This is a genomic window from Rathayibacter sp. YIM 133350 (genome assembly GCF_037404875.1).
GTDB lineage: Bacteria > Actinomycetota > Actinomycetes > Actinomycetales > Microbacteriaceae > Orlajensenia.
The window spans coordinates 150854-174551 of the sequence record NZ_JBBELO010000039.1; the positions used below are offsets into that span (position 1 = coordinate 150854).

A 23698-nucleotide genomic window follows, 5' to 3' on the forward strand; every position below is an offset into this window, starting at 1 on the left:
GCGCCTCACCTCACGGAGCAGCCAGGCCGCTCACGACCCGCTGCCACTTCGCCCATTGCCGGCATCCCGTGCGAGAAAGGCCGACCATTCACGTCGCACGAAGCTCTCGTAACTCGTCGGCTGCCGACCGAGCAACCATGACAGCACGTTGGCGTTGCCGATGAAGTCGTGGGCGCTGTAGCGCGCGGAGATGGATCGAAGCACCGCGAGCTGGTGTGGCGCATCGGCCCGATCGCCCGCACCGAGCCACGCCTTGGCGTAGGTCTCGGCATCGATCTCACGCACGTCGAGGGGGCGCTCCATGACCCGCGCGATGACGTCGCGCAGCTCCCGAGCCGTGTACCGGCCGGGTGCGACCAGTTCATAGGTCGCACCCGCATGCCGTTGGCCGTGCCTCAAGGCCATGACGGCGACATCGGTGACGTCGTCGAGGTCGACCAACGACTGCCGCCGATCCAGTGACCACGAGAGCTCGAAGACGCCTCGCTCGAAAGCCGGGCGAAGTTTGAGCGGGAGCATGTAGTTGGCCGGCTGCAGGATGGTGAATTCGAGGTCGGAGGAGAGCAGATGCTCCTCGACGTCGCGCTTGATCTCGTGCTGCACGAGGTCGGTGAGAATCGAGTGGAGCACCGAGCTGAAGACGAAATGCTCGACGCCCGCCGCACGCGCTGCATCGATGAGAGCGATCCCCATCGCGTGCTCGTCGGGGCTCAGGGTCGGTCCGACGTGATAGATCGCGCGCACGCCGTCGACGGCCTCGGCCAGAAGTCGGGGGTCTGCCAGGTCGTCGATGAGAACGTCGTGCACCCCCAGAAGACGCAGCCGATCTGCGGATGCCTCGGACCGAACGATCGCGCGCACGGGCTCGCTGCCGGCCACCAGCTTCGGAATGAGCAGTCTGCCCTGATTGCCGTGCGCCGCGGTGACGAGGATCACGCGTAGGAGCTGGCCACGAAACGCTGTGTGATGGACCCGATACCCTCGATCTCGGTCACGAGGCTCTCCCCGGCGACGAGGAAGCGCTTGGGGTTCATTCCCGCACCGACTCCCGGGGGTGTTCCGGTGAAGATGAGGTCACCCGGTAGGAGTTCGATCGTCTCGGAGAGCCGGCTGACGAGGTCGTCGACGGCGAAGATCAGCTGCTCGCTGTTGCCACGCTGCACGACCGTCTGAGCTCCGTCGGCCGAGATGATCGTCGTCGAGATGGCCAGCCTGTCGGGATCGGCGAGCTCGTCGAGTGTGACGATGACCGGGCCGGTCGGCGCGAAGCCCTCGAACGACTTGCCCATGCTGAACTGCGCCGGTTGACCTTGCCATTGCACCGTGCGCTCCGACAGGTCTTGCCCGACCGTGTATCCCGCAATCCGATCACGAGCCTCGCCCCGAGGGATGTGACGCCCTCCACGACCGATCACGACCACCAGTTCTGCCTCCCAGTCCACGGTGGCGCCCGGCAGTGGTACCTCTGTCGATGGCCCGCTCACCGACGAGGAGAACTTCGTGAACACCACGGGCTGCTCGGGAAGCGGCAGGCCAGATTCGGCGGCGTGGTCGGCGTAGTTCAATCCGACCCCGACGACCTGCCGAGGGCGCGGCGACGGCGCGCCGAATGCCCCGATCTCGGCGGGTGCCGCATCCGCGTGCGCGCCGACATCGATCGATGCGGCCCACTCCTCGAACTCGCGCCATCGGGAGAAGACGAGGGCGGGGTCTGCTGCGAACCTGCCCTCGCTCGCGGCCTCGACATCGAGGATGCGGTCCTGGTCGACGAGAACGAGCCGGCCGGCGGAGTTGGCGATGCGCATGGGGTTTCCTTTCGAGCGTGCGTCAGGGAGCAGAGGTGAAGCCGAGGAGGGCCGCATCGAACGCCTCGTCGGGGTCGGCCGAGGCTTTCCCCATCCAGGCGATGTGCTGGTCCGGGCGCACGAGAGAGACCTCGCCCGGCGTGGTGGAATCGAAGCCGTGGGCGCCGGGATCTACGTGCACCAGCGGAATCCCGCGCCGGCCGGCCACTGCCATCCACGGCTCGACATCGGCCTCAGCACCGAGTGCCGTGAATTCGAAGCCGAGAAGATCGAACAGCGAGTCGCCCGCCGCGTTTCTGGAGTGAGGAAGTCGATTCCCCGGTGCCGCGACCGGCAGGTAGAGGTCGGGTGAGGGCGTCTGAGCCGCGGCGTGTGGGCCGTATCCGTACCCGAGCACGAGGCCGAGGCTGTAGAACTCGGCGCGCTTCACCTGCTCGATGGCGAGAGCGGCGGACGCCCGGGCCGACTCGCCGTCCACTCCCGCCGCCATCATTGCCGGGCTCGTGAGGTCGTGCGAGAGCGCCCGCAGGTTGCCGGCTGCGAGCGCGATCGTCTGCTGCGCGATCGGCCGTCGCTCCGCCTCGTAGCTCTCGAGCAGGGCCGGCGTCGCCCAGCCCTCCGACACCGCGGCGATCTTCCAGGCGAGGTTCACGGCATCGCCGATCCCGGTGTTGTAGCCGTGACCTCCCCACGGCGGGTTCTGGTGGGCCGCGTCGCCGACCAGGAACGCGCGCCCGAAACCGTACGAGTCCGCGAGCAGCATCCTCGCCTGCCACGGGTCGGTGGCGATCACCTCGACGTCGATGGGGGCGCCGACCAGCCCGCGCACGACCGCGGCTGCCTCGTCGTCGTCGGCGATCGCCTCCGTGGCCGTTGCGATGGCCCACCATTCGCCGTCGAGCGAGAGCGGGCCGATCACTCCGGGAAAGGTCGGGTTGAGCACCCAATGGTGGATCGCGGGGCGCTCGGGAAGCATCGACGCGAGCTCGCGGGAACGGAACGTGATGTTCACGTTGGGTCGGCCGGCGGCGGCGCCTTCGTAGCGAGCCCCGAGCTCCGCCCGCACGATGCTGCGCGATCCGTCTGCTCCGATGACGTAGTCCGCTTCGACGACGGATTGCCGGTCGTCGAGGTCCTCCACCTGCAGGCGAGCGCCATCCCGCGTCAGGTCGACCGACGTCACCCGACTGCCGAACAGGGTCGTGACGAGGGGCTCAGCGTCGAGCATCGCCCGCAATGCCTCCTCGACTGCTGACTGAGTCACCTGCTGGGCCCCCTCGGCAGTGAGCTCGGAGTCGAGGAGCTCGAGTCCGAGCACTCCGCGCAACCGAGTGATCTCATGGCCGGCTGCGGTCGTGCAGAACCGCACCTCATCCGACCACGACGCGGGAATGGCCGCTCGACGGCGGATCTCGTCGGCCGCCCCCGTTCGCCGGAAGAGCTCCATCGTTCGGGCGGAGGTGGTCTTGGCGCGTGGCCGGGAGTGGTCGACGTCGAGGCGCGGCTCCACGAGCACGCAGCCACGACCGTGCCGGGCGAGTTCCAGGGCCATCGTGAGACCGACGGGGCCGCCGCCGACGATGGCGACGGGCACGCGTCTGGCCGAAATACCCTCGGCACTCAGAGACGTCACCACACCTCGGGAAGGAAGATGTCGTCGGGGATGACCGTGGGGAGGTATTCCCCGGCGCGGGTGCGCTCGTGGATCTCCTGGAAGGAGAGTCCGGCCTCGCGTGCCTCCACGAGCTTCTCCGGATCGAACCACGTGCCGATCGGGTTCTCAGCGAACTCCTTGGCGTTGGCGATCCACTCGCTGGAGTCGGCCCAGTCGCCGAAGCCATCGACCTGGATCTCGACCCCGTTGCCGTCGGGATCCTGGTAGTAGACCGACATCGTGATGCCGTGATCGAGCTGCAGGAAAGGCACGATGCCGTGGGCGCGCAGACGGATGTAGTTGTTGATCCACATGTCGAAGGTCGAGAACTCGAAGGCCGTGTGGTGGATGCCCGTCTCGTGACCCTTGTCGGTCGGGTGCTTCAGTCCGGGGGGCGAGAGGAAGGCGATGCGGTGGTTCGCCTCGTCGTTCGTGAGCCACGACGCCTCATCGCTCTGGAAGACCGGGCGAAGCCCGCAGACCAGCCCATACCACTCCACCATCTGGCTCATGCGCAGCGTCGTGAACGTGGTGTGGTGCAGTTTGGGGGGGTTCGCCGGCCAGTGCGTGGCCTTGTTCTCCGGCATGTATCTCTCCTTCGAGATCGCAATGATGGTGAGAAGCGCATCCGAGCTTCCTTGTTCCGGGAGAATATATCTTATAGCGTGCGAGGTCTGCAGTGGCGGCGCAGGAGTTCGACGCCGGCGGTGACACCATGAACGCAGGCAACGATGACGAGGAGGGGCTCGATGGTGGTCCAGGGTCAGGTGCGCTCGGTCGCATCGGCGAACAACTCGGCCGTCGATCTGGTCACGGCCGAGATCCGGCGCGCCGTGCTCACCGGCTCCCTGCCCGCGGGTGCGGAGTTCTCCATCCGCGATCTGGCCGCTCAGCTCGGTGTCAGCCACATCCCGATTCGCGAGGCTCTCAGACGACTCGAATCACAGGGGCTGATCGTGCTCCGCCAGGCTCGTGCGGCGAGCGTCGCACCGCTGAGCACGGCGGACCTCGCGGCGATCTACCGCCTACGGTACGTCATCGAGCTTCCGCTCGCGGGAGCCTCAGCGGGCAACCGCACGCCCAGTCAGGTCGCCCGACTCGACGCGTTGCTCGAGGCCAGTCGCGACCCCGATCCGGAGGTCGCGTGGCAGGCTCATTACGACTTCCACGAAGCGCTCGTGCACCCAGCCGCCAACGCGTGGGACGACCGCGTGCTGCACACCCTGTGGGTTGCGGCGGAACGCTATACCCACCTCGTCTTCGATCCCACGCGCATCACGGAGGAGGAGCGCGCCCGACGCTATGAGACCCACCGCGTGCTGAGGGATGCCGCCCTCGTGGCCGATGCCGAGGCAATGGCCGCGGCGCTGCGAGAGCACCTCAGCGTCAACGAGAGCCGCATCCGCGACCACATCGGCCCACTCGAAGATCGCTGACGCGCGACCCGAACGTGGGTTGTGACCCCGGGGCCGTGCGCTTAGCATGCAGGATATATCGTAGCGAATAGCGAGGAGGCGCCGATGTCTGTTCTGGTGCTCGGTGCGACCGGCAACGTCGGTCCCCACGTCGTGGCGGAGTTGCGCGCCATCGGGTCGACTCCTCGAGTGCTCGTTCGCGATGGTGATCGCGCCCGCGCCCTACTCGGCGAGGACATCGAGGTGATCGCGGGCGATGTCACCGATCCCGCCGTTCTGCACTCGGCGATCGACGACGTCGACAGCGCCTTTCTTCTCTCGCCGCACAGTTTCACCATGGCCGACCTGCAACTGAGCGTCATCCGAACGCTGCGTCGAACCGGCATCCGCATCGTGAAGATCTCCGGTACGGCATCCGCGATCACGCCCGATGGACCCCACGCCTGCCGGGAGCACTGGGAGATCGAGCGTGTGCTTCACGACAGCGGCCAGCCGTTCGTCATCCTGCGCCCGAACTCGTACATGCAGGTGCTCGTCGGCCAGCTTCTGCTTCCTGCGCTCCGCTCGACCGGCAACCTCATCAACCCGATCGGCTCCGCCGGGATCAGCATGGTCGACGCGCGAGATGTCGGAGCCGTTGCCGCCCGCGTTCTCACGCGGCATGACTGGGACGGCCAGACGCTGAGCATCACCGGCCCACGGGCCGTGGGTTACGCCGAGATCGCCGGGCTCGTCGCCGAGCGCAGCCGTACCTCCCCAACCGTCGTCGACGTGAGCCTCGATGGCGTGCGCTCCGCGCTGATCGAACGTGGGATGGCGCCGTGGGAGGCGGACCACTTCCGCGAGATGTACGAGCTGTTCAAGCAGGGGGAGTCCGCGTTCATCACTGACACCGTCCTCTCCGTCACGGGCCGCTCACCACGCACGATCGAGGCCTTCCTCGACGAGGCTCTCGCCCACGACGAGGTCTCAGCGTGAGCGCGTGTCTTCCTTGCGACCTCGAAGAGGCGGATGCGAACGCCGTCGTCTACCGCGACGACGTGTGGTCGTGTGAGATCGCGGACGGATACGACGTTCCCGGGTGGTTCATCCTGCGATTGCGTCGCCACGCCGAAGGCTGGGCCGGTGCCACCATCGACGAACTCGCCGGGTTCGGTCCACTGTCGAAACGACTCGTCGCCGCCATTCAGCAGGCGACAGCCGCGCCGACCGTGTACTTCCTGAGCTTCGGCGAGAACTATCCGCATTTCCACTTCCTCGTGATCACCCGCCCCGCTGACCTCTCCCCCGATCTGACCGGCGCGGCCATCCTCACGCAGCGCGCGGAGCAGCGCGACCTCACGGCCGCGCTCGCCGTCGGGGCCGAGGTGCGGGCCGCGCTCGCCGTCACCCGTATCTGACCCACCCAACAACACCCAACCGAAAGGACGACGATGTCCACTCCCCTCACCCACTCCGTGCGTGGCTCCGGTGCAGCATCCGGCTTCACCTTCAGCGGTCGCACCAACATCGGCGACGACCTCGACGCCCGCCCCGATGCCCCGCTGATCGTCGCGCTGCATGGCGGCACGTACACCTCGGAGTACTTCGACATCAGCGGCCACTCCCTGCTCGAGATCGCAACAGAGCGCGGCATCCCGGTGATCGCACTCGACCGCCCGAACTACGTCGGCTCCTCGCCGCTGACCTCCGACGAATCGATCATTCTCGCAAATGCAGAGGTCATCGGCGACGCCATCGGGTCGCTCTGGGAGCAGTACGGCGGCGGAACGGCGGGGGTCGTGCTCATCGCCCACTCGATCGGTGGCGCGGTGGCGACGGCGATCGCCGCCTCGCCTCAGTCCTGGCCCCTGCTCGGTCTCGCAACCTCCGGATGCCTGGTGCGCGTGCCCGCGGAGTCCGCCGGAGCCTGGGCGGCCCTCCCGGACATCCCGATGATCGACCTGCCGGTCGGCCTCAAGGACCAGCTCATGTTCGGGCCGGCTGAGAGCTACGACGAAGGCATGCCCGCTGCGAGCTACCCGTCGAACACCCTCGTGCCGAAGGCCGAGCTGCTCGATATCACCGGCGGGTGGATCGCGCGCCGGGCGGAGACCTGTGCCCGCGTCACCGTGCCCGTGTTCCATCGGCAGGGCGAGTTCGACCACCTCTGGGTGACCAGTCAGGACGAGATCGACGAGTTCCGTGCCGGCTTCACCTCTTCGGTCTTGGTCGACGCCGAGCTGCAGCCGGGTGCCGGCCACTGCATCGACTTCCACCGGCCGAGCGACGAGTTCCAAGCCGCAGAGCTCGACTTCGCGCTCAGGTGCGCGGCCACGGTGGCCGCGTGACACGGAGTGTGCTGCAGGGTGTGCGCGTCTACCGCGACGACGCATTCGGCGCCCCGGAAGACGTCGTGATCGACGGGGAAGTCATCGGCAGCCAGGCTCTGGGAGCTCAGGAGGTCGCATCCGGCGGCTACCTCATTCCTGGACTCATCGACTGCCACGTGCACCTCTCCGGACCCGAGACGCTGGAGAGGCTCTCCGCCTACGGTGTCACGACGGGACTCGACATGAGCTCGCCCGCCCGGCTGGTCGCCGCCCTCAGAGGTTCGCCCGGCGTCACCGACATCCGGAGTCCGCTGATGGCTGCGACCTCTCCGGCGAGCGCCCACGCCGAACGCATGAAGGCGATTCCGGCGGCACGGGAGGCCCTCGTTCGCGGCCCGTCCGACGCGGCCGGATGGGTCGATGCTCACATGGAGCAGGGCGCCGACTACATCAAGATCGTGATCGACCTCCCCGGCTTCGACCAGGCGACCGTCGACGCCCTCGTCGACGCATCTCACCGGCGCGGCCTGATGGTCGTCGCGCATGCGTCGCGCCACGCCGCCGTCGACATGGCCCAGCGTGCCGGTGTCGACGTCTTGACCCATGCCCCGCTCGATCGGTCGATCGAGGCCGCGCAGGCGGCCGAACTCGTGGCGGCAGGCGCAGTGATCGTTCCGACCCTCACGATGATGCAGCGCATCGTCGATCGACTCGCCGCCGCCGGGATTCCCGGTCCGGACTACGCGCCGGCGCAGGCGTCGGTCACCGCTCTGCACGCTGCCGGAATGCCGATCCTCGCGGGTACAGACGCCAACGAGACGCCCGCGGCTCCCGCGTCTCCGCCCTTCGGGAGCAGCCTGCATGACGAACTCCCTCTTCTCGTCGCAGCCGGACTCACCCCGGTCGAGGCACTGAACGCCGCCACATCGGTTGCTGCCCGGCATTTCGGACTGGCTGATCGCGGCAGGATCGCCCCGGGTCTCCGCGCCGACCTCGTGCTGCTGGATCACGACCCCACCGTGGACATCGCAGCGACGCGCTCCATCCGGGGCGTCTGGTGCGCCGGCATCCGTCGTGTCTGATTCGATCAGCCCGCGATCCACCTTCCTCACGTTGGGAGTTCGATGAGGATCATCGCTTTGGAAGAGCACATGCTGCCTCGGGACATCGTTGCGGCTGCAGGCATCGACCTCGGGGCGCGCGCGGGTGCGCGGGCCGGTGCGCTCGACGACCTCGGCGAGGGCAGGTTGCGCATCATGGATGAGGCCGGCATCGACGTGCAGGTGCTCTCCGTGCTCGGCTACTTCGTGCAGGACCTCGAACCGGAGTCCTCCCTGCGGTTCAGTCGCGAGCTCAACGACCGGATGGCCGGAACGGTGTCGAGGCATCCCGATCGCTTCCGGGCATTCGCCGCACTGCCGATGGCCGACCCGACGAGGGCGGTCGGGGAACTCACCCGGTGCGTGGAGGAGCTGGGCTTCCTCGGTGCGATGATCCACGGCCAGACGCGTGGCGTGTTCCTCGACCACCTGTCGGTCCGGCCGATCCTGCGGGAAGCCGCACGACTGGATGTGCCCGTGTACCTGCATCCGGCCCCACCGCCCTCCGCCGTCTACGACAGCTACTACTCGGGTCTGCCGCCGGAGGTCAGCGCCTGCCTGTCGACGTCGGGCTGGGGCTGGCACTCGGAATGCGGGCTCCACGTGCTGCGGATGGTGGTCGCGGGCGTCTTCGAGGAACTGCCCACTCTGAAGCTCATCGTCGGGCACATGGGGGAAGGCCTGCCGTTTCACCTCGACAGGATCGCGACCATGCTCGATCCGGTCGTGACGGGACACGACCTGGGCGTCGCAGACACGCTGCGCCGCAATCTGCACCTCACGACCTCCGGCTACAACTCCGATGCGCCGCTGCTGTGCGCGCTGGCCGCGTTCGGAGTGGATCGCGTCATGTTCTCCGTCGATCACCCATTCGGCAACAGCGCCACGGCGACCAACTACCTGCGATCAGCACCCCTCGATTCCGGCGATCTGCACAAGATCGCCCACGGAAACGCGGAATCGCTTCTCCACATCTGAAGCGACGGCCTTCGACCGAGGCAACGCCTCACCGATTGAGTAAGGACGACGATGAGCATCACCGAAGAAGCAGGCACTGCCACCACCACGTCGCATTTCATCAACGGGGAATGGACGACCTCCGACGATCGAACCTTCCCGGTTCGCAATCCGCTCGACGACACACTCGTCGCCGAAGCGGCAGCCGGGGGCACCGCCGATGCGGCAGCCGCCGTTGCCGCTGCCGCTGCCGCCTTCCCCGCCTGGGCGGACCTTGCTCCCGAGATGCGACAGCGGCTGTTTCTCAGAGCAGCCGACATCGTCGAGCGCCGCACCGAGGAACTCGTGCGGCTGATGGCGGTCGAGGGCGGGGCCAGCCGCACCTTCTCCACTTTCCAGATCCGGTTATCGGCCGCGATGCTCCGGCAGGCGGCCGGGTGGGGGTACCTTCCCGCTGGAGACGTGCTGCGCAGCGACACCCCCGGCCGGATGGCGCTGGTCACGCGAAAGCCTCTCGGCGTCGTCGCGGGCTTCACACCCTGGAATGGGGCCTTCTACCTCGCTTGGCGCACGTTCCTGCTCCCCATGGCATTCGGGAACACGACCGTCATCAAGCCGTCGGAACTCGCCCCGCTGTCGGCCGGGCTGGTGCACGCGGAGATCCTCCAGGAGGCCGGGTTTCCTGCCGGCTCGTTCAACGTCGTCACGCACGCACCGGGAGACGCCGCCGCGATCGCCGACGTGTTCTTCGAGAGCGCCGACGTGCGATGCATCAACTTCACCGGATCGGACAGGACCGCACGCATCCTCGGCGAGCGCGCCGGGCGGTCACTCAAGCGCATGGTGCTGGAACTCGGCGGCTTCAACCCGGTCATCGTGCTCGAGGACGCCGATGTCGAGGAATCGATAAAGGCGGTCGCGTTCGGGGCGTTCCTGCATCAGGGTCAGGTCTGCATGAACTCACGCAAGGTGTACGTCGCCCGCGCGATCCACGACGAGTTCGTCGCCGGCCTCGCCTCTCGCGTCCGCTCCCTCAAGATCGGCGACCCGACCGACCCCGAAGTCATCATCGGGCCGCTTATCAGCGACGGCGCCGTGACGCAGATCCAGACCCGCGTTCAGGATGCACTCGACCGCGGCGCGACGCTGGTGACCGGAGGCAGAGCCGACGGGCGTGTGTACCCGCCGACGATCCTCACCGATGTCCCGGCGGATGCGATCTGCACCACCGGGTCGGACGAGACGTTCGGGCCGCTGCTCGTCGTAGAGGCCTTCGACGATGTCGAGTCCGCGTTCCGAGACGCTCAGAGCACCCGATACGGGCTCAGCGCCTCGATCATGACGCGCGATCGAGCCCGTGGGCTGGAGCTGGCCGAGAGGTTCGACGCCGGCATCGTGCACGTGAACGCTCCGACCATGGCCAGCGAGGCGGCGCTGCCCGTGGGCGGCGTGAAGGACAGCGGCTGGGGACGCTCCGGCCACTATGCCATCGAGGACTTCACCGAGATCCGGCTGATCACGACGAGCACCCTGCCCGGTCGATACCCGTTCTAGCCGCTCCTCGACTGTGCGCTCTCGGTGCTTCAGAGGGGATGGAGCCGTCCTCGCACGATCGAGTCGCCGGAGTGCGCCGGGTTCCCGTCATCGGGCTCCTCGGAGATGTCGACGACGGAGTAGCGTGCCAGGTCGAGGTCGGCCGGGATTCGGAACTCTCCGGCACTCCCGTCGAGCAGGCCGAGGCTCACGAGTCCAGAGGTGTCGGGGTCCATGAGCCAGACCTCGCGCAGGCCGCCCCCGGGCGCCTTCAGCTGCACGACCACGTCCCGCACGCCACCGCGATTTTCGACGCGAGCAGTGCCGGACGCCTGCCAGGACGGGAATGGGGAGAGGGCGGCCTCGGCAACCACGTGCGGCGCAGGCACGAACCAGAGCGTCGTCGCGAGCGCGCCCACGAGCACTCCCACGACGAGCGCCGCCGCCGCGAGGGGCCACGAGCGTGCGAAGCCCGATCGGCGCCGCGCGATGACGGGCCCGACGTCGACGACCGGGGGCTCGGGCCGTGCGACGGGTACCGCGGCCACTGCGGCGGTGAGTCCGAGCTCGGAGTGAATGGCGCTCCACACGCTCGAGGGCGGCTGGGCGATCTCGACCTCCCCCGATGCCCTCCCGGTGGCGACGACACGGCTGAGTGACTCGAGCTCGGCGGAACAGCGGGAACAGCTGCCGAGGTGAGCGCGCTGTGCGTCATCCGGCGCCGTGTTCTCGAGTGCCAAGAGGGCGAGGGTCTCCTCATCGAGATGCATCGTCATCCACCTCCAATCGTGTTCTCAGGCGGCCGAGGCTGCGCCGGATGTGGCTCTTGACGGTGCCGAGGGGCAGCCCGGTCGCATCCGCGATCTCCGAATGGGTCATGTCGCCGTAGAAGGCCAGCGACATGACGCGGCGCGGAACGGGCTCGAGTCGGGCGAGTTCATCCGCGATGAGCAGTCGCTCCGTCACGTCCGTGACAGCCGGCCCTTGCTCACGCACGGCGACGATCGATGCCGCGGCCTCCTCGGCACGACGGATGCGGGATCGAGCATCGAACGCATCCGCGATCCTCCGCTTCGTGATCCCGACGAGCCATGCGGCTAGTGGTGCCCGATCGGGGTCGAAGGTCGCGCGCCCTCGCCACGCGGAGATGAAGACCTGCTGAGTGACGTCTTCGGCATCCGCAGCCACTCCGAGCGCACGCAGCGCGAGCGTATAGACAAGTCCGGACCATCGGGCGTACGCCGCAGCCAGCGCGAGCTCGTCGCCGTCGCGAAATGCCGTCGCGACAGCCGCGTCGTCATCCAGTCCGGTCACCTTCGTCAAGGCCTCTCCACGATGCCCATGCGCCGCCCCAGTGAGCAGCACGGGAGCCGCCTGCTTCGGCCCACGATGGTCGGCTCCAGCATAGTGACCGCATGCCCTGCCCCCTCGGCGCAACGGCAGAGGCGGATGGTCGAAGTACGCAGTGCATCCGTTCGGCCCGTCACGGCCGTATTCCAAGGGTAAGGGGCTCACGATCGAGCACTCTCCCGAGAACCGGAGGCGAACATGCAGGGTGTCCACGAGAGCCCTATTCCCGAAGAGGTCGACGAACGGCTCGAGGAGCTGCTCGCGCTGCAGTATGTGCGCGACCGGGAGGCCTTCCCCGTCGCGTACCTCGTCGGTACTCTCCAGATCAGCGTCGATGACGGCACCGACATCGTGCGCCGGCTCGTCCGGGACGGCGCACTGCTCTGCCGTATCCGAGGCCGGCACAGCGAACACGTCGAGTACTTCCTGACCCGTCGGGGCAGGGCCCGCATGGAATCAGAACTGACCATGATCTCCTCCAGCGTCGAACAGGTCATATCGCTGTTCAGTCCGGCCGAGCGAGCGGTGATCCGTCCGGCCATCGCCAGGATGTCGAGGACGACCAGCGCCGCGGAGCCCTGATCGAGTAATGACCTCCGCCGCTCGTTCCACGAATGCGCCCCTCACTGCATCCGATTGCACCCGCGGGAGGGAAATGGGAGTGTCAGGGGTTTCCCCACTCATGCATGAGTGAGGTCCCGGCGAACCGAGAGGGTCGCGATCCGATGCCTCCGCGCGACCCTCTCGGCTGCCTATCACCGACTTTTCGGGAACCCGGCGGGCCTAGAGCGTAGCCGGAACGAGAACCCGGTCGATCGTGTGGATGACCCCATTGCTCGCCCTGATGTTGATGGCACTGAGGACGAGGCGAGGATCACGCAGGGCGCCGTTCTCGTCCCGCAGGGTGATGATGCGCGGCTTCACGATGCCGCCGTTGGCCATCGTCAGTGAGCCCGCGAAGATGACCTGCAGAGGACCCAGCCGGCGGTCCGGCACCACGTGGTAGAGCAGCACGTTCTTGATCTGGTCGAGAGTCAGGGCGGTCGTGATCGTCGCGAGGGCTGCCGACTCCGAGGCAGGCTCGACGCCGGTGAGGTCGGTCACGAGGCGCTCGAACGCACGGTCGTTCGGAGCGAACAGGGTGAACGAGCGCGACGTGTCGGAGAGCACGGGCGCGAGACCCGTGGCGACGACGGCCTGAACCAGGATGTCGTAGTCGTTCGGGTTGTCATCGGGAGTCCCACCGCCCGAGGCCGCCACGGCGACGTCGACGAGAGTTCCCGGCGGCGTGTATCCATTGGCGTGCGCCGGCGATGCGCCGATCAATACGAGGATTCCGGTGGCAGCCGCTATGGCCAACATCTTCTTCATGAGACATTCCTTCTCTGCAGGGCGCGTGCGCGTCCGAGTGGGATGCCTCCGCTCACGAGTGTAGGCCGGACTGCGGCCGAATGACAGGGTGAGGGTCCTCCCCCGACCCTCACAGCATCGCGCTATAGACTGATGCCAGGTAGTCGTGGACCCAGGCCGCCATCGCAGGCGGTACGAATCAAGGGGACTCCATGTCGCTGCCATCTTCCCAAGCCGAATCAGCGAGTCTGTGTTCGGCCTTCCTCACAGGCTTGCCTGTGCAACACGTCGCCATCTCAACACTCGGCGACCCGTTCGAGCTCGAGACGGTGTGCGCGAGCGATCCACTCGCCGCCCTGCTCGATGAGTTGCAGCTCGACTATGGCGAGGGCCCGTGCTGGGCCGCGCGAGACACGAGGTCGCCGGTGCTGATTCGCGACCTGCGGCACTCATCCCCGGCGGCCCGCTGGCCGGTTCTTCAGGCCGCCATCGCGTCTCACGAGATCAGGGCTGCCTATGCGTTCCCTCTGGCCGTCGGCTCGCTCGACATCGGAGCGGTCGACCTCTATTCGTCGACTCCCGATGCGCTGTCGGAGCGCGAGGTCGCACAGGCGGCGACTCTCGCGCGGGAGGCTGCGTTCGAAGTTCTGCGTCGCGCGGTCGAACAGATACACGACCCGAAGGACCCGTCGTCACGGCGCATCGTCCACCAAGCGACCGGCATGGTGATCGCCCAGTTGAATGTCCCAGCGGAAGACGCGCTCCTGGTCATCCGGGGCCACGCCTACGCATCAGGCCGATCGGTCAGGGACGTGGCGGCGGATATCACCGCTCGCACGCTCGATTTCAGCGACTAAGGGTTCTCCGACAGGCGTAGATTGGTGAGATGGCCACCGGCACAAGGGAAAAGGAGATCGTCCAGACCTTCGTCGATCTCGCCGACACACTTGTCGTCGGCTACGACGTGGTGGACCTCCTCTATGGCCTGGTCACCCGCTGCGTCCACACTCTTGAGGCCGCAGACGCCGGCATCCTCCTGCCCAACGCCGCCGGAGATCTCGAGGTCGTCGCCTCTACCAGCGAGCGGAGCCGTCTCATCGGGCTCCTGCAGTTGGATGCGGGCGAGGGGCCCTGCGTCGATGCGTACGAGACGGGCCGAGTCGTGACCGTCGACGACATCGCCTCGACGTATGCACGCTGGCCCGCGTTCGCACTCGCCGCGTCAGAGCTCGAATACCGCTCGATGCACGCGATCCCGCTGCGCCTGCGTGACCAGACGATCGGTTCACTCAACCTCTTCAGCGATCGCCCCGGCCCGCTCGGCACCGAGGATGCGGTGGTCGCGCAGGCCCTTGCCGACATCGCGACGATCGGCATCCTCCACGAACGTGCACTCCGCGAGGCCGACGTCACGCGCGACCAGCTCCAACGTGCCTTGGACAGCCGAGTCGTGATCGAGCAGGCGAAGGGCGTTCTGGCGCACACCGAGCAGATCGATATGGACCACGCGTTCGGCGTTCTGCGTCAACGCGCTCGGGAGAGCGGTCGCCTGCTGTCGGTCGTGGCACGCGAGGTGGTCGACCGAGCCAGCGAACGCTGATCGGGCGCTGTAGCGTCTGATTCTGCTGTCAGCTGTCGCGGGAGCATCCCCTGCTTCCGTGCTGCCCGCTTCTCCGGCACCGTTCGCGAGATGCATGCGGCGATCGAGATGGCGCCAGCGCCGTCGGCGTAGCTGTCATGGCCACTGAGCGGATGCGGACCGTATTACGGTGGAGGGCGCTGACCGCACGAAACAGGAGACAGATGGTGACCACGATCGAGACGCCCGGACGACTGCGTCGCTTCCACGAGAGATTCATCGTGGAGGTACGCACGGTGCCCGCCTCGAAGCGTCGCAATCTGTACATCATCGCGGCGGTGCTCGCCGTGGTCGGGTTGGCGTGCTTTCTCCTGATCCTCGACTCCGTGCGCGAGAGCGACGGCCTGTCGGTCATCGACGGCCCTATCCAAGGCTGGCTCGAGGGCATGCGGTCCCCGACGCTGACGGTGATCATGGCCATCGCGGCCACGGTGTTCGGCCCGATCGCGATGCCTGTCATCGTGCTCGTCACGACAGTGTGGTGGGGCTTCGCAGCGAAGCACGCATGGCGGCCGCTGCTGCTTGCCGGCGGCATGATTCTCGGCGTGGCCATCGTGCAGATTCTCGCGCCGATCGTCGGTCGAGAGCGGCCCCCCATAACTTCCATGCTCCTCGAGGTCGATCACACGCCGTCGTTCCCGTCCGGCCACGTGATGGGGGCGACGGACTTCCTGCTCATCACGACGTTCCTGGTCTTCTCCCGCCGACGTAATCCCGTCTCGACGGTGGTGGCGTTTCTCGTCGCGATCGTCCTGGTCGCACTGACCGCCTCATGCCGCGTCTACCTCGGCTACCACTGGCCGACCGACGTGTTGGGCTCCTTGTCGCTGTCGCTCGTCGTACTCGGCGGCGTGATCGCCGTCGACACCTGGCGAACGGTGAAAGTCGAGTCCCCGGGCGCCTGAGCACGGACGGGTCAGAGCCGGGCGAGGCGCGCGCGGAAGAACGCGTAAATGCCGTAGAGAATCCATCCCGCGCCGATGACGAGCAGCACCAGCACACCCAGCGGCAGAGTCACCAGAGACTTGAGTGCACCGTCGAGACCCGTCGTCTTGCTGGGATCGTTCGTGATCGCGGCGACGAGGAACAGCACACCCACGGCGCCGAATGCCACACCGCGGGCCACGTACCCGACGATGCCGAGAACGCGAACGGCGTGGCCGGCGGACGAAGCCGGCATCCGGATATCCCTTTCGAATCGCCTCGACACGCCCTTGTAGACCATGTAACCGCCGATGCCGAGCAGCACCAGCCCGATGAGCCCGACGAGGAACACTCCGCCGGGGCTGGCGAGAAGCGTCGCCCCGAGCTGGCTCGTCGACTGCGCCGAACTGGTCGTTCCCCCGATCGCGAAGACGGATGCCGTGAAAGCGACCGCCAGGTAGGCGATAGCTTTGCCGATGTTCTGGACGATGTGCACCGACCGTTTGCGTTTGGTCTCACACGCCCGGTCGAGGAAAGCGCTCAGGATCAGCCAGATGCCGAGCGCGGCGAGGCCGACCGCGGCGGCCCAGAGCAGGAACAGCCCGCCGGGCATCTGCGCGAGCTGGGCAAGCGCCCCGGACTGGTCGGCCTCCTGTCCGCCGCCTCCCCCGCTCGCCACGGCGATGGCGATGAACCCGATGATGACATGCAGCACCCCGCTGGCCACGAATCCGGCCCGAGCGAGCACCTGCATCGCCCTGCTGTTCTTGGCCGTTCGGGCCACCTTCTTCGCCGTGTCAGTCATCGCGCCGAGCTTAGCGGCAGGCGCGCCTTAGGATCGGACGATGGACGAGAAGATCGCGGAGCTCGCATCATCCGACGCTCCTGCGCCGGTTCGCATCGCCCGCCTCTGGTGGGTCGTGTCGGCGGCAGGCGCCCTTCTCCTCGTCGTCGTGCTGGCCGCGATCATCTTCTACCGCGAGGCGAACAAGCCTTTCGGCTTCGAAGTCGAGTGGATGGGAGAACTGGTCGAGGCGCGGGCGCCGATCTGGACCATTCCGGCACTCGTCTTCAATTGGATCGGCGGCGGCATCAGTTCCATCGTCATCGTGCCGTCGGCCATCATCGCAGGCCTGCTCCTTTGGCGTCGGCCTTGGGCGGCGCTGTACTACGCGTGCGCAGCACTCACCAGTGTGCTCGTGGTGCTCCTGATAAAGAACGTCGTAGGACGACCCCGGCCGACCGAGATCTTGGTCACTCCCGACTTCGGTTCCTTTCCCTCCGGACACAGTGCCAACGCCGCCCTCATTGCCACGACGCTCGGCATCATCTTCGCGCGCACCTGGGTCTGGATCGCCGGCTCGATCTACACCCTTCTGATGATGCTCAGTCGCACCTACCTCGGCGCACACTGGATCTCGGACACGATCGGCGGGATGCTCGTCGGGGTGGGCGTCGCCGTCATCCTCTGGGCACCCTTCGCGTTCCGCCTGTACCGTGAACGCCGACGACCTCACCCGCTGATCTTCGTGAAGGCCCGCGCCGCCGCCGAGTAACCCGGGCCCTGTCCCTTCCCGTCGAGGCGGTGGCTACGGCACAATCTCACCCAGACGCGCCGTGCGCGTTCAGAGGGTGGGAGGGGTCTGTGACCGATCTGGCGTCGAGGTTCAGGGACGAGCTGGAGCACCGCATCCGTCCCATGCGCGGTCGAGACCCGAAGGAGCGCGGGCGCGCACCCACTCCACTCGAGCTTTTGTACGACCTGACGTATGTCGTCGCCTTCGCGGCCGCCGCCGACCAGCTCGCCGAGCAGTGGGGTCACGGCATCGTCGCGCCGGCGATCGGCGCCTACGTGTTCGCGATCTGGGCGGTGAGCTGGGCATGGCTCAACTACACCTGGTTCGCCTCCGCGTACGGCAACGACGACGTGCTGCTTCGATTGGCGACGATCGTGCAGATGATCGGCGTGATCGTGCTCACCTACGGTCTGCCTGTCAGCTTCGAATCCGCAGCTCACGGCGAGAGTCCGAACAATCTGCTCATGGTCATCGGCTACATCATCATGCGCTTGCCGCTCATCGGCCTCTGGGTGCGTGCCTCGATCGAGGACCCAGCCCACCGCGACAATGCGATCTCCTACGTGCTCATCATCTCGGTCGCCCAGGTCGGCTGGCTGCTGACCGCGATCCTCCCCATTCCACCTCTCACGACGGTGGTCCTGCTCATCCTGCTCGCTGCGGCCGAGATGGTCGCTCCCGTGTTGGCGACGCGCAGATACGGATACTCCCCCTGGAACGCAGGCCACATCGCCGAGCGATTCGGCCTGCTCACCCTCATCACGATCGGGGAGGTCATCGCCGCGACCACCTCTGCGGTGGGAGCACTCACCCATAAGGCGGGATGGTCGGTCGAGGCCGTTCTGATCGCGGCATCCGGCCTGCTCATCGCGGCCGCGGTCTGGTGGTCGTACTACCTCGTGCCCTCGCGGATCGTGCTGCAGATTCGTCCGGAGCGCACGTTCGGGTGGCGCTATGCACACCTGGCGCTGTTCGGCTCGATCGCGGCGATCGGAGCCGGCCTGCATCTGACGACCATCGCCGTCGAACGCGGTGGCGTCTCACTGCTCGGCATTGCTCTCGCCCTCGCGGTGCCGCTTGCGACGACGATCGTTCTCATCTTCCTGATCTGGAGCGTGTTGTTGCGCTCGTTCGACCTGAGCCACCTTCCGCTGCTGCTGATCACCCTCGCCCCGCTCGCGGCGGCGGTACTGGCGGGTGCATTCAGCAGACCGGATGAGGGTATCGACCTGGATGCGCCCGGCACGCTCTCCGCCCTCAGCACCGTGATCCTGTTGGTCGCGGTGGGCGCGGTGATCGAGGTCGTCGGGCACGAACTCGTCGGCTATCGGCACACCCTCCGTGCCTGGCAGGCCAACGCGGACTAGGTGTACTGCTCAGGCGACCTCGACCCCGGTCACCTCGTGGCCGGCGGTCGGTCGTCAGGCCGCCCGACGCCTGCGCCCCAGGACGACGACACAGACGCCCGCCCCGACCAAGAGAAGTGCGAGAGCAGCCAGCGGGTCGACATCCACACCGGTCCGCGCCTGTTCAGTGGTGGTTCTGGATGCGGGACCTGAGTCAGTGCCCGCCGGAGACGACCCGCTGCCCGGCACCGGCGGAGCCGGCGGAGCCGGCGGAGCGGGCGGCGCGGGCGGATTCGGCGTGCCCAAGAGAACCCACTCCCCCTCGGTGTCGTTGTTCGTCTCGCTCGCCACGGTGTCGGTGTCGAGCGTCGGGACAATCAGCGGCTTGGGCCGCTCGATGATGACGTCGGCGAAGCCGTCGCCGTCCAGGTCGCTTGCGCCCGAGGCATCAAGCGGGGCGATGTAGGCGACGTCGCGCAAGACAGTGTCGGTCTCCACCACCGCAGTGGTCCGGACGGTGACCGTGAGGGTCGGGCCCTCCGTTCCGACCGCGAGGTCGTCCTGGCCGGTGGCCGTCGGGTTGTCGGCTGCGACCGCGAGGCCGTTCTGAACTGCTGGTGTCGGGTCGCCGAAGGTGTAGCCCTCGCCGGTCATGTCGACCACCTCCACGCCCTCGGGCAGCTCCAGAGTGACGGTCCAGCCGGCGGGCGCGGTGACCAGGCCGTCGTTGCCCGGCGTGAGCGTCCAGGTGACCAGACCGCCGGTGCTGACCTCTTGGGGCGAGATGGTCTCCACGAGCGAGAGGTCCATGCAGTTACGGGGGTAGAGCACCACGGCGGTGTTCTGCACGGCCCGGGCGCCCTCACCGTCGAAAACCGTCGCACCGTTCAGGATGCCGGTCGCACGACACGGCGAGCCCCAATCGTTGGGGTTGCCGTAGTCGCGGGCATCCATGGCGACGTTGGCGCCCGCCGCATCCGTCGTGAAGGATGCGGCGGCCGGATCGCTGCCCGTGACGGCGTTGGGGAACGTGAGGAGCGCGGTCGAATCGGCGGGGAAGGTGTTGCCCGTCACCTCGATGGTGTCGCGCAGAGCGCGGCGCGTCTTGGTCGCGTCGGTGGAACCCGCCAGCACGAACGGTCCTGAGCCTGTGAAGGTGTTGCCGGTCACGGCTACGCCGGACGATGAGTAGGAGGTCGTCGCGCCGGTATTGCCGCCGGAGACCGCGATCCAGACGGCCGCGTTCGCGCCGCTGTAGGCGATGGTGTTTCCGCTGATGGTGACGTCGTGCGCCGGGGCGAGCTTGACGGCGAATTCGACGAGCCCGGTGAAGGTGTTGGCGCTGATCGTGATGTCGCGCGCGCCGGCGATCAGTTCGACTCCGCCGGGGTTGTCCTGCACAGTGTTGCCCGTGAACACGATTCCTGTGTTGACAGGGATCGTCGCGTTGGTCGTCGCGAGCGAGGTGGACGACATCCCCCGGTTGAAGCCCGTGATCGTCGAATTCTGGACCGTCAGCGTCTTCGCCCGATACAGGTCCAAGCCCATAGAGCCCGCGGTGCCGTTGCCCACGAAGGTGACATGGTCGATTACGATTCCGCTGCTGGTGATGCCGTCGAAGCCGTACTGAGCGGACTCGACGTAGCTGTTGGTGATGAGCGCATCGCGCGGAGCCGCGTTCTGGTTGGCGCGGGAGTAGATGCCGAACTTGGTTCCGGTGAAGCCGGGCACCGTCAGTACCTGCACGCCGTCGATCTTCGCGCCCGTAGACTCGTCGAGGTTAACGCCATGGGACTGCGCCCAGTCGCCGATCCCGGGCCGGGCGGCCATGCGGATGACGGTGCCGCTGACGGACACATCCGTCGCCTTCCCGAAGCCGATGCCACCCTCGTGCACGGTGATGTCGCCCCCGATGAGCGTCATTCCAACGCCGACGTACACCGTGGGGTTGTAGACACCCCACTTGACGGATCCGGTGACCGTCGGGTTGACCACGAGCGCGCCGGGCGAGTTGGCCAGGTTGATGGCGCCCGAGGTCGCCGTCGTCCAGGCGCCGTCGATGTTCACCCTGACGTCGCGCATCTCCACGTTGCTGCTGCGGCCCATGTAGAAGCCATACGTGCGCGCGCTCGTGATCGAGGTGCCGCGGAAGATGAACCGGTCCGCGACGGTGGTCTCAGAGGCCGTGCGCACGGCGCTGTTGTACCCGCCGATGGTCGTGCCGTTGTCTTCGACGTCGTTGGCCGAAGAAAGCTGGAGGCCGACCGAGTTCGTGTTGATGAGATTCACCATGGGCACCGTGCCGGTGTTCGGGTCCAGACCCGTGACGGTGTTGGCGGCGAGTCGTGCCGCCGCCGAGGTGCCGAGGTTGATGCCGGTCGACGCGATGCTGGAGCTGTTCGTCGTGATGGTCACGTTGCTGATGGTGGGGCGCTGGGCGGCGCCCATCGTGATGCCGGTATTCGTCGCGCTGATGCGGGTGCCGTTGATGGAGAAGTCGAGTGCCGCCGTCATGGAGATGCCGGTGGCGACATTGGTGATCGAGCCTCCGGTGACGGTCAACCGTGACGCGGCGGCCAACGTCAGGCCGCTGCCTGCACCGGTGCCGATGAGGTCGACATCCGTGACGGTACCGTCGGTGGAGCCGGACACCGTCAGAGGTGCCGACCCGGTGATTGTGGAGTCGGTGATGTTCGGACGTGCACCGTTGACGGCGTACAGCCCGTTGCCGGTGGCGGTGATGGTGGTGTTGCTGATCGTGATGCCCTGGGCGGTCGTGGCGGGCGTTGCGTAGATGCCGTTGGAGACGCCCGTGATGAGGGAGTCGCGAACGACGAGTCCTGGGGCCGACGCCGCGCTGATGCCGTAGGAGGTGCCGGTCGTACCCGTGGCGTTCTCGAACACGAGACCCTCTACGGTCACGTTGGCAACTGCGGTGGGCACGCTCACGGCGGCGAGCCCGGCAAGGGAGCTGGGGTTCTCGACGTGCAGGCGGCTGACGACTGCGCCACTCTTGGCCACGGCCACCACGGGGCTCGCGATCGCCTGCACGGTGATGGTGTCGGCGAACGCGAGGCCGCTGCTGGTGGTGGTCATCGTGAATCTGGCGTACAGGTCCGTCTCCGACGCCGCAGACAGGGTGATGGCTTTCGTGATGGACAGGGTGCTGAGGCTCCACGCGCCGGGCGTGAGGTAGACGGTTCCGCCGTCGGCGACATCCGTCAGTGCCACCGAGAGCTTGCGCACGGTCGGGTTCGCATCGGTCCAGGCGATGCCGCCAGCGGGCTCGGGAACGGGGGGGCCGAGTTCCTGGATGCTCATCTCCGTCACGGGAGCGGGCCCGGCTTGCGCGTTGGTGTCTGGCGCCGGTGCACCGGATGCCGTGCCCTCCGATGCCGACGTCTGCGGTGTCGTGATTTCCGGTGCTGTGGCCTCCGGTGTTGTCCCCTCCCCTGCGGTCTCGTCTGACGCTCTGCCCTCCCCTGCCGTCCCGTCCGACCCTGTGCCCTCCGCTGCGGTCCCGTCCGCTGCCGGCGTCTCCGGTGGCCCCGTCTCCGGTGCTGGCGTCTTGGGTGTCGGGGTCTCCGGTGCCGGTGTCTCCGGTGTCGGCGTGGTCGGCTCGCCCGCATCCGTCGTAGGGCTGGCGGCCGCACCAGTGGGCACGGGAGCGGGCTCGTCGCCGGGAGCGGGCGGCGCGACCTGCGCAGAGGTGACGGCCGCGGACCGGTCGAGAGCCGAGGCACCGGACGCGGCACCAACGCTCACGACGAGAACGGTCGCGGCTGTGACCGCGACCGCAATGCGGTTCACGTAGGTGCGGAGGGCGATCGCTTTGGTGCTCATTGTTCAGCCTTCACACCAAACTAACCGTCTGCCCCACGAGAGCGCAGCTTTCTCTGAAGTTTCCTCAGATGAAATCCGTGCCGCGGACTCGCAACCCAGCCCGTGCACATGAGCCGAGCGCCCGGGACGCGGTCGGTGCTGAAGTGCGCCGCGACTTATCCTTGGCGTACGGGACAGCGCAGGTGAGGCGGTGTTTCGCCAGCAGACATGTCGCGATCGCCCAATGGTCAGCGTGCCCCCAACTCTTCGGCCCCCACCGCGGACCGTTCAGCTCTCGCGTATCAACGTGAGCAGTTGACTTCCCGAGTCGATGACCACGGCGTCTTCGTCGAGTCCGACAGGAAGCGACGCCAGCATGGCGGAGGAGAACACGCACGCCGGACATCCGATCGGCATGATCGTCCACTCCCCCGCGACGGCCGCCTGAACCAACACGTCCCAGATCGCTTCGTCGCCGTCGACGTGCGTGACCATCATCGAGCTGTCGTCGAGCCCATGAATCTCCGCCGAACCGCCGGGATGATCGATGCGCTCCGGGTTATCAGCCGACGGACGTAGGTACGGCCCCAGCACGCGCCGCACCTCATCGCCGCCGCCGTATCCAGCGTCGCCGTTCACAAACCGCTGAAAGTGGATGTCGAAGCTCATGCGGAAAGCATCCCAGAGGACCAGGCGCCCGAAGCAACTGGTCGAAGTGATCGATGCGTCAAATTGCTCATCCACTTGGTCGCGAGCATATCAACGCCGACACCGGCGAGATAGCCCGAACCCACAATCCGTGGGTTCGGGCTATTTTGACGTCCTGAGACATCGCATGGTCGGGCTGACAGGATTTGAACCTGCGACCCCTTGTAAGGTTCTAGCCTTAACTGGTTCCTACCGAAAATGTCCGA

23 protein-coding genes are annotated in these 23698 nt (G+C 67.2%); 13 read left to right on the forward strand and 10 right to left on the reverse strand.

Annotated elements, in window-relative coordinates; translation table 11 throughout:
- Window positions 1-30: 30 nt before the first annotated feature.
- Genes WDJ51_RS15190 through WDJ51_RS15205 form a run of 4 tightly spaced genes read right to left on the reverse strand, consistent with a single transcriptional unit; the run spans window position 31 to window position 4046 of the window.
- Complete coding sequence (locus tag WDJ51_RS15190; RefSeq protein ID WP_337853310.1) at window positions 31-936, reverse strand: NmrA family NAD(P)-binding protein; 906 nt, start codon at window positions 934-936, stop codon at window positions 31-33.
- Window positions 933-1805 (reverse strand): fumarylacetoacetate hydrolase family protein, encoded by an 873-nt coding sequence (locus WDJ51_RS15195; protein WP_337853311.1) that lies wholly within the window; start codon window positions 1803-1805, stop codon window positions 933-935. Before WDJ51_RS15195 ends, WDJ51_RS15190 begins: the two co-directional genes overlap by 4 nt.
- Window positions 1806-1827: 22 nt before the next feature.
- Window positions 1828-3438, reverse strand: coding sequence for an FAD-dependent monooxygenase (locus WDJ51_RS15200; protein ID WP_337853312.1), 1611 nt, complete (start codon window positions 3436-3438; stop codon window positions 1828-1830).
- The gene (locus tag WDJ51_RS15205; protein WP_337853313.1) at window positions 3435-4046 is read right to left on the reverse strand and encodes a VOC family protein; all 612 of its coding nucleotides are present in this window, start codon (window positions 4044-4046) and stop codon (window positions 3435-3437) included. The genes WDJ51_RS15200 and WDJ51_RS15205 overlap by 4 nt, the downstream gene beginning before the upstream one ends.
- 162 nt (window positions 4047-4208) lie before the next feature.
- Here WDJ51_RS15205 and WDJ51_RS15210 point away from each other — a divergent pair, with 162 nt between their 5' ends.
- From WDJ51_RS15210 to WDJ51_RS15240, 7 genes are all read left to right on the forward strand, one after another.
- Window positions 4209-4895 carry a GntR family transcriptional regulator gene (locus tag WDJ51_RS15210; protein ID WP_337853314.1) on the forward strand — a complete coding sequence of 229 codons (687 nt, stop codon included), beginning with the start codon at window positions 4209-4211 and terminating at the stop codon, window positions 4893-4895.
- Window positions 4896-4979: 84 nt separating this feature from the next.
- Window positions 4980-5852 carry an NmrA family NAD(P)-binding protein gene (locus WDJ51_RS15215; RefSeq protein ID WP_337853315.1) on the forward strand — a complete coding sequence of 291 codons (873 nt, stop codon included), beginning with the start codon at window positions 4980-4982 and terminating at the stop codon, window positions 5850-5852.
- A complete protein-coding gene (locus tag WDJ51_RS15220) occupies window positions 5849-6274 on the forward strand; it encodes a hypothetical protein (protein ID WP_337853316.1) in 426 nt (141 codons plus the stop codon). The genes WDJ51_RS15215 and WDJ51_RS15220 overlap by 4 nt, the downstream gene beginning before the upstream one ends.
- Before the next feature lie 33 nt (window positions 6275-6307).
- Complete coding sequence (locus tag WDJ51_RS15225; RefSeq protein ID WP_337853317.1) at window positions 6308-7204, forward strand: alpha/beta hydrolase; 897 nt, start codon at window positions 6308-6310, stop codon at window positions 7202-7204.
- On the forward strand, window positions 7201-8268 hold the full coding sequence (locus WDJ51_RS15230) for an amidohydrolase family protein (RefSeq protein WP_337853318.1): 1068 nt from the start codon (window positions 7201-7203) through the stop codon (window positions 8266-8268). Before WDJ51_RS15225 ends, WDJ51_RS15230 begins: the two co-directional genes overlap by 4 nt.
- A 42-nt stretch (window positions 8269-8310) precedes the next feature.
- On the forward strand, window positions 8311-9264 hold the full coding sequence (locus WDJ51_RS15235) for an amidohydrolase family protein (protein WP_337853319.1): 954 nt from the start codon (window positions 8311-8313) through the stop codon (window positions 9262-9264).
- Window positions 9265-9315: 51 nt separating this feature from the next.
- Entirely contained in the window at window positions 9316-10797 is a 1482-nt protein-coding gene (locus WDJ51_RS15240) for an aldehyde dehydrogenase family protein (protein ID WP_337853320.1), read from the forward strand.
- Between the two features lie 29 nt (window positions 10798-10826).
- Here WDJ51_RS15240 and WDJ51_RS15245 read toward each other — a convergent pair whose 3' ends face one another.
- Together WDJ51_RS15245 and WDJ51_RS15250 are read right to left on the reverse strand one after the other, a co-directional pair.
- The gene (locus tag WDJ51_RS15245; protein ID WP_337853321.1) at window positions 10827-11552 is read right to left on the reverse strand and encodes an anti-sigma factor; all 726 of its coding nucleotides are present in this window, start codon (window positions 11550-11552) and stop codon (window positions 10827-10829) included.
- Window positions 11533-12090, reverse strand: coding sequence for an RNA polymerase sigma factor (locus WDJ51_RS15250; RefSeq protein WP_337853354.1), 558 nt, complete (start codon window positions 12088-12090; stop codon window positions 11533-11535). The genes WDJ51_RS15245 and WDJ51_RS15250 overlap by 20 nt, the downstream gene beginning before the upstream one ends.
- A 234-nt stretch (window positions 12091-12324) precedes the next feature.
- On the opposite strand from WDJ51_RS15250, the gene WDJ51_RS15255 reads away from it, so the two are divergent.
- Window positions 12325-12708: a hypothetical protein gene (locus tag WDJ51_RS15255; protein WP_337853322.1), complete on the forward strand. Its 384-nt coding sequence runs from the start codon at window positions 12325-12327 to the stop codon at window positions 12706-12708.
- 201 nt (window positions 12709-12909) lie between these two features.
- Here WDJ51_RS15255 and WDJ51_RS15260 read toward each other — a convergent pair whose 3' ends face one another.
- The gene (locus WDJ51_RS15260) at window positions 12910-13497 is read right to left on the reverse strand and encodes a fasciclin domain-containing protein (RefSeq protein WP_337853323.1); all 588 of its coding nucleotides are present in this window, start codon (window positions 13495-13497) and stop codon (window positions 12910-12912) included.
- Between the two features lie 191 nt (window positions 13498-13688).
- On the opposite strand from WDJ51_RS15260, the gene WDJ51_RS15265 reads away from it, so the two are divergent.
- From WDJ51_RS15265 to WDJ51_RS15275, 3 genes are all read left to right on the forward strand, one after another.
- Window positions 13689-14333 (forward strand): GAF and ANTAR domain-containing protein, encoded by a 645-nt coding sequence (locus tag WDJ51_RS15265; protein WP_337853324.1) that lies wholly within the window; start codon window positions 13689-13691, stop codon window positions 14331-14333.
- Between the two features lie 29 nt (window positions 14334-14362).
- The gene (locus WDJ51_RS15270) at window positions 14363-15076 is read left to right on the forward strand and encodes a GAF and ANTAR domain-containing protein (RefSeq protein WP_337853325.1); all 714 of its coding nucleotides are present in this window, start codon (window positions 14363-14365) and stop codon (window positions 15074-15076) included.
- A 203-nt stretch (window positions 15077-15279) separates the two neighbouring features.
- The gene (locus WDJ51_RS15275) at window positions 15280-16020 is read left to right on the forward strand and encodes a phosphatase PAP2 family protein (RefSeq protein WP_337853326.1); all 741 of its coding nucleotides are present in this window, start codon (window positions 15280-15282) and stop codon (window positions 16018-16020) included.
- Between the two features lie 11 nt (window positions 16021-16031).
- Here WDJ51_RS15275 and WDJ51_RS15280 read toward each other — a convergent pair whose 3' ends face one another.
- Window positions 16032-16844, reverse strand: a complete 813-nt coding sequence (locus tag WDJ51_RS15280; RefSeq protein ID WP_337853327.1) for a DUF1206 domain-containing protein — start codon at window positions 16842-16844, stop codon at window positions 16032-16034.
- A gap of 40 nt (window positions 16845-16884) precedes the next feature.
- Between WDJ51_RS15280 and WDJ51_RS15285 the strand changes: the two genes are divergently transcribed.
- Window positions 16885-17595, forward strand: a complete 711-nt coding sequence (locus WDJ51_RS15285) for a phosphatase PAP2 family protein (protein ID WP_337853328.1) — start codon at window positions 16885-16887, stop codon at window positions 17593-17595.
- An 89-nt stretch (window positions 17596-17684) separates the two neighbouring features.
- Window positions 17685-18983 carry a low temperature requirement protein A gene (locus WDJ51_RS15290; protein ID WP_337853329.1) on the forward strand — a complete coding sequence of 433 codons (1299 nt, stop codon included), beginning with the start codon at window positions 17685-17687 and terminating at the stop codon, window positions 18981-18983.
- Between the two features lie 54 nt (window positions 18984-19037).
- Here the strand turns inward: WDJ51_RS15290 and WDJ51_RS15295 are convergent, their stop codons facing one another.
- Window positions 19038-22805: a beta strand repeat-containing protein gene (locus tag WDJ51_RS15295; protein ID WP_337853330.1), complete on the reverse strand. Its 3768-nt coding sequence runs from the start codon at window positions 22803-22805 to the stop codon at window positions 19038-19040.
- Window positions 22806-23072: 267 nt separating this feature from the next.
- On the reverse strand, window positions 23073-23453 hold the full coding sequence (locus WDJ51_RS15300; RefSeq protein WP_337853331.1) for a hypothetical protein: 381 nt from the start codon (window positions 23451-23453) through the stop codon (window positions 23073-23075).
- Window positions 23454-23698 lie beyond the last annotated feature (245 nt).